Genomic DNA, 6,291 nt, shown 5'->3' with positions numbered 1-6,291 from the left:
GCGCGGACGTCGGCGTCCGGGTCGGCGTGGACCGTGGCCAGGGCCTCTCGGGCGGCCGGGGTGTGCTCGGCCAGGGGCAGCAGGGCCAGGACCGCCGCCTTGCGGACGTCGGCGTGGGGGTCGGTCAGGGTGCGGGCCAGGGCGGGGATGCCGAGGTCCGGGGTGGCGGCGGACAGTGCCGTCGCCGCGCCCCGGCGGACCTGCCATGCGGGGTCCCCCAGCGCCGCCAGCGCCTCCGCGTCGAGCGGCGGCGGGCAGCCCGCCGAGGCCAGGGCCTCCAGGGCGGCGGCCCGTACGAGGACGTCCGCGTCCCCCAGCAGCGGCGTGAGAAGGCGGCGGGCCTCCGCGGCGGGGCCACCTGGGGCCAGGGTGCCCAGCGCGCCCGCCGTCGCCACCCGCACCTCACGCGAGGCGTCCGCGGCTCCCGGCTCCAGCGCGGTGAGCGCGTCCACCGACACCAGGCCCCGTACGGCCTGGAGACGGACCTCGATCGCGGCGTCCTTCAGGGCCCGCGCGAACAGTTCCGCGTCGCCGAGTCCCAGCGCGCGCAGGACGTCCAGAGCCGCCGCGCGCACCGCAGGGTCGGTGACCTCCAGGGCGTGCAGCAGGGATTCACGCAAAGCGGCGTCCGGGGGCAGGACCTCGACCAGTTCGCGCAGCGACGCGGCCGCCCCGGCGCGTACCCCGGCGTCCGGGTCGGCCAGCGCCTCCGCCAGGGCCGGGCCGGTGCCCGGCGGTGCGGACTCGGTGAGGGTGGCGACGGCGGCCCGGCGGACCGCCGGGTCGGTATCGGCCAGATAGGGCCGCAGGGCCGGGAGCTCGGGCTGTTCCTCGGCCAGGGCGAGGAGTTCGAGGATGCGGGGGGAGGAGGCCACAGCAGTCGCCCCGGCACCCTCGCGCCGAGGGATGCCCGCGGGCGTCCCCGACCCGCGGGGCGCCGCCTCGCGCGGCCCCGCCGTGGCGACCTGCTCGGGCCACACCTCACCGATCGGCCGGGACGCCCCGCCCACCGGCGCGTACTCCTCGATCGGCACGAGGTACGGAGCCACCGGCCGGGCCGTGAACTCCATCGCCCCCGAGGCCGACTTCCGCAGATCCAGATGGTGCAGCCAGTCCGTGTCGTTCCGGCGCGGATGGTCCGTGCGCTCGTGGTAGAGCCCCCACCGGCTCTCCGTCCGGGCGAGCGAGGAGCGCGCCGCCATCTCGGCGCAGTCGCGGATGAAGGTGACCTCCGCGCACCGCATCAGCTCATGCGGGGTGCGGGCGCCCATCTCGGCGATGTCCCCGCGCATCCGCTCGAACGCCTCGACGGCCAGCGACAGCCGGGCGCCGCTCTTGGGCGGGGCGACGTAGTCGTTCACGAAGCGCCGCAGCTTGTACTCGACCTGCGGCTGCGGCGGCCCGTCGGGGTTCCGCAGCGGCGCGTACACGAGGTCGTGCGCGTCGGCGAGCTGGTCGCGCGGCAGTTCGCCCTCGTACGCCCGGTACTGCGCGGCGTCCTCGCCCGCCAGATCGCCGAAGACGAAGGCGCCGATCATGTAGTTGTGCGGTACGCACGCCAGGTCCCCGGCCGCGTACAGCCCCGGCACCGTGGTGCGCGCGTGGTCGTCGACCCGTACGCCGGACGCGGAATGGCCGCCGCACAGGCCGATCTCGGAGATGTGCATCTCCACGTCATGGGTGCGGTAGTCATGGCCGCGGCCCGCGTGGAAGGCGGCGCGGGTGGGGCGTTCGGTGGAGTGCAGGATGGACTCCAGCGCGGCCACCGACTCCTCCGGCAGATGGCTGAGCTTCAGATAGACCGGGCCGCGCTCGCTCGCCACCTCCGCCGCGAATTCGGACATCATCTGCCCGGACCAGTAGTCGGAGTCGACGAACCGCTCACCGTGCCGGTTGACCTGGTAGCCGCCGAAGGGGTTGGCGACGTACGCGCAGGCCGGGCCGTTGTAGTCCTTGATCAGCGGGTTGATCTGGAAGCATTCGATCCCGGTCAGCTCGGCGCCCGCGTGGTACGCCATGGCGTAGCCGTCGCCCGCGTTGGTGGGGTTCTCGTACGTCCCGTACAGATAGCCGCTGGCGGGCAGCCCGAGGCGGCCGCAGGCGCCGGTGGCGAGGATGACGGCCCCGGCCCGGACGGCGACGAAGTGCCCGGTGCGGGTGTGGAAGGCGGCGGCGCCGACGGCCCGGCCGCCGGCGGTGAGCACGCGGACCGGCATGAGACGGTTCTCGATCCGGATCCGCTCGCGCATCTCGCGCCGCCGCAGCTGCCGGTAGAGGACCTTCTTGACGTCCTTGCCCTCGGGCATCGGCAGGACGTACGAACCGGAGCGGTGCACCTGGCGGACCGCGTACTCGCCGTGCTCGTCCTTCTCGAACTTCACCCCGTACCGCTCCAGGCGCTTGACCATGTCGAAGCCCCGGGTGGCGGTCTGCCGGACGGTGGACTGGTCGACGACGCCGTCGTTGGCGCGGGTGATCTCGGCGACGTAGTCGTCGGGTTCGGCCCGGCCGGGGACGACGGCGTTGTTGACGCCGTCCATGCCCATCGCGAGCGCGCCGGAGTGCCGGACGTGCGCCTTCTCCAGCAGCAGGACGGAGGCCCCGCGCTCGGCGGCGGTGAGCGCGGCCATGGTTCCGGCCGTGCCGCCGCCGATGACCAGGACGTCGCAGGACAGCTCCTCGGCCGCGTCGAGTGCGGGGATCTCCAGGGGGTGCGCGGTTGTCACGGGGGGCCCTTTCAGGTGCCGAGGGAGCCGAGGGATTCGAGGACCTGGCGGCGCAGCGCGACCGTCGCCGCGGCGTCGTGCGCGGCGCGCTCGCGCGGATGCGGCACGCCGAGCACCCGGGCCGTGCCCGCGCCGTCCAGGAGGGCGATGCGGTCGCCGAGGAAGACCGCCTCGTCCACGTCATGGGTGACGAAGACGACGGTGGCGTGCGTACCGTCCAGCACCTCCACCAGCAGCCGCTGCATCCCGGCCCGGGTCTGGGCATCGAGCGCGCCGAACGGCTCGTCCATGAGGACGGCGCGCGGCGCACCGGCCAGCGCGCGGGCGAGCTGCACGCGCTGCCGCTGCCCGCCCGACAGCTGGTGCGGAAGGCGCCGGGCGTGGCCGGTGAGCCCGACCCGCTCCAGCCACTCCGCGGCCCGGGCGCGCCGGGCCGCCCGCGGTACGCCCCGGATGACGAGGGGGAGTTCCACATTGGCGTGCACCGTGCGCCAGGGGAGCAGCGCGTCGTCCTGGAAGATCAGGGCGCGGTCGGCGTGGGGGCGGACGAGCGGCTCGTCGTCCTGGGTGACCCGCCCGCCGAGGACCGGCAGCAGTCCGGCCAGGGTGCGCAGCAGGGTCGACTTGCCGCAGCCGGACGGGCCGACGACGGTGAGCACCTCGCCGGGCGGGACGTCCAGGTCGAGGCCGTGCAGGACCGGCGCCCCGGGGCGGCCCAGCACGGCGTCGTGCAGCCCCCTCTTCAACCGGGCGGCGCCGTGACGGTGGCGGGCGGGGCGGTGGCGACATCGGGCGTGGTCACGGGGTGCCCTTCCTGATGAGGTACGCCGACGGGGCCGTGTTCTCGGTGCGCGGCAGCCAGCGGGTCAGCCGGCGGCCCGCCAGCTCCACCGCGGTGGAGGTCAGCCAGCCGAGGAGGCCGATGGTGGTCATGCCGACGAAGACGCCCGGATAGTCGACGATCGTGTAGTCCTGCCAGGTGCGATAGCCGACCCCGTACGCGCCGGAGATCATCTCGGCGGAGATCACGCAGATCCACGAGACGCCGATGCCGACCGACAGCCCGCCGAGGATGCCGGGCAGCGCGCCGGGCAGCACCACCGAGCCCAGGACGCGCCACCGCCCGCCGCCCATGGTCAGCACGGCCTCCTCCCACACCGGGGTCAGGGCGCGCACCGCGTGCCGGGTGCTGACCATGACCGGGAAGAAGGCGGCGGTGAAGGTGATGAAGACGATGCCCTGTTCATTGCTGGGGAACAGCAGGATCGCGACCGGGACGAGCGCGATGGCCGGGATCGGGCGGAGGACTTCGAGGACCGGGCTCAGCAGATCGGACGCCAGCGGGGAGCGGGCGATCGCGGTGCCGACGACGACGCCGAGGACCGCGGCGAGCGCGAAGCCGGTGAGGATGCGGGTGAGGCTGTCGGTCAGGTCCTGCCAGTAGGCGCCGGTGCCCAGGCGCCCGGCGAAGGTATGGGCGACCTGGGTGACGGTCGGGAACTGCGCGAACCGCAGCCACAGGGTGACCTTCAGCGTGGTGAGGAGCTGCCACAGCCCGAGCGCGGCCAGCAGGGACGCGGCGCGCAGGGCGTACCGCGGCCAGGGGCGGCGTCGCCGCGGTGCGGCGGCGGCCACCGGGCGCACCGGGGCGGTGGTGGCCGCCGTGCTTTCTCCGGCGGAGGCCGTGTCTTCTTCGGCGGAGGTGGTCACTTCGCCTCCTTCAGCGCCGTGGCGTACGACACGAGCCGGGCGCCGGGGTGCGCGGCGATCCACGTACGGGCGTTGGCCGGCGTGACGAACGCGCGCGGCTGCCCGCCGTCCTCGGCCCACACCGCCCGGTCCGCGAACCAGCGCGTCCCGGTGGCCGTGTCGGGCACGTACGCCGCCCGGACCTTGCCCTGGCGGGCGGCGGTGAAGCGCAGCAGCGCGGCGGACGAGGGGAAGCTGCGGACGGTGTTCTCGCCCTTGAGCCACACCTGGTTCGGGGAGGCGGGCGGGGCGGCGCGCAGCGCCTTCGCGTAGGCGCCCGCGCTCCCGTACGCCCGTTTGATGTAGCGGTCGTCGACGAAGGAGTTCACGTCGACAGGGCCGGTCAGTTTGGCCTTGCGCAGGATCGGGACGTCCTTCTTGAGGGCCGCGATCAGGGCGGGCTTGATGGCGGGGTCGAAGGTCGCGATACCGCCCGCGCCGTTGTAGAGGTAGACCACCTCGGGCGGCAGCCCGGTCGCCTTCGCCACCTTCTGCGCGGCGGGGAGCGGATGGTCGTCCAGATAGCGGTTGGCGTCGATCTGGGCGGACAGGAACGCCCGGAGGACGTCCGGGTTCTCCTTGGCGAACCCGTCGCGCGCGGTGACACCGTGGAAGGTCGGCAGGTTCAGCCGGGAGCCGTCGTACAGCGCCTTGGCCTTCCCCTGGAAGGCCAGCAGCCCGGGCCAGGCCACGAACTGCGAGAGGGCGTCCGCGCTGCCCGCCTCCAGGGCGGAGGCGCCGACGGCGGGCTGCTGGTTGAGCTTCTCGACGCCGTTCTCGGGATCGATACCGGCGTCCTGGAGGGCGCGGACGAGCGTGCCGTCGGCGGCCGAACCGACGCTGGTGGAGACCTTCTTGCCGCGCAGGCCGGACAGGTCGCGCAGCTTCGATCCGGGCTTGGTGACGATGGTGTTGAGGCCGCCGCGCTGGTTGTAGCCGGTCACGGAGACCAGGCGGGTGGGGGCGTTCAGCTGGGTGCCGCGCCCGGAGTTGATCAGCAGCGGGAAGTCGCCCATCGAGCCGATGTCGACCTTCCCGGCCACCATCTGCGCGGTGATGGGCGCCCCGGTGGCGTAGTCCTGCCACTTCACCTTGTACGTGACGCCCTTGCGGTGGCCGAGGGCGCGCAGTTCGCGCTCGAAGTAGCCGAGCGAGCGCAGCAGGGTGCCCGCGGTCGTGGTGTTGATGGTCTTGGACTGGTAGCCGACGGTGACGGTCACGGTCTTGCCGCCCGCCTCCGCGTCGCCGCCGCAGCCGGTCAGGGACAGCAGCAGGGCACCGGCGGCAAGGGCGGCCGGAAGGGTCGTGCGCTGCATCGGAGGGCCTTTCACCTCAGGAGATAGGGCATGTTGACCGTGACCGCGCCGGTGGGACAGCGGGCGGCGCACGGGCCGCAGTACCAGCACTCGTCCACGTGCATGTACGCCTTGCCGCTGTCGGGGTGGATCGCGAGGGAGTCCAGGGGGCACATGTCCACGCACAGGGTGCAGCCGTCGATGCACTTCGACTCGTCGATCGTCACGGGAACGTCGGCACGCTGAGGCGTCAGAGGCATGGCTGTCTCCAGGGAGGGCGTGAAAGGGGGCGTGAAGGGGGTTCGCGGGGTGCGTCTACGCGGTACGGCGCAGCAGCCCGCTCATGGTGATCCGGTCGCCGCGGAAGCGGATGAACTCCAGGTCCACGGGGCGGCCGTCGGCCAGGTGGCTGAGCCGTTCCAGCATCAGGACGGCCGCGCCGCGCGGGGCCTGGAGCACGGCGGCCGAGTGCGCGTCGGCGTTGACGGCCTCGAGGGTGATCTCGGCGGTGCCGAGCCGCT

6 protein-coding genes are annotated in these 6,291 nt (G+C 73.8%); all 6 read right to left on the bottom strand.

The annotated features are described in order from the left end of the window. On the bottom strand, positions 1-2,726 hold a 2,726-nt coding region (locus SSOG_RS19430), incomplete at its 3' end, for a fumarate reductase/succinate dehydrogenase flavoprotein subunit (protein ID WP_039941376.1). Positions 2,727-2,737: 11 nt separating this feature from the next. Then, entirely contained in the window at positions 2,738-3,472 is a 735-nt protein-coding gene (locus SSOG_RS19425) for an ABC transporter ATP-binding protein (protein ID WP_009715949.1), read from the bottom strand. 52 nt (positions 3,473-3,524) lie between these two features. Further along, positions 3,525-4,370: an ABC transporter permease gene (locus SSOG_RS19420; RefSeq protein WP_009715948.1), complete on the bottom strand. Its 846-nt coding sequence runs from the start codon at positions 4,368-4,370 to the stop codon at positions 3,525-3,527. 62 nt (positions 4,371-4,432) lie between these two features. Further along, positions 4,433-5,791, bottom strand: coding sequence for an ABC transporter substrate-binding protein (locus SSOG_RS19415; protein ID WP_009715947.1), 1,359 nt, complete (start codon positions 5,789-5,791; stop codon positions 4,433-4,435). 11 nt (positions 5,792-5,802) lie between these two features. Then, positions 5,803-6,030: a 4Fe-4S dicluster domain-containing protein gene (locus SSOG_RS19410; protein WP_009715946.1), complete on the bottom strand. Its 228-nt coding sequence runs from the start codon at positions 6,028-6,030 to the stop codon at positions 5,803-5,805. Positions 6,031-6,085: 55 nt separating this feature from the next. Further along, on the bottom strand, positions 6,086-6,291 hold a 206-nt coding region (locus SSOG_RS19405; RefSeq protein ID WP_009715945.1), incomplete at its 5' end, for a UTRA domain-containing protein.

Source organism: Streptomyces himastatinicus ATCC 53653, assembly GCF_000158915.1.
Lineage (GTDB): Bacteria > Actinomycetota > Actinomycetes > Streptomycetales > Streptomycetaceae > Streptomyces > Streptomyces himastatinicus.
The sequence above is the reverse complement of the archived record's forward strand: the minus strand, read 5'-3'. Positions and strand labels throughout refer to the sequence as shown.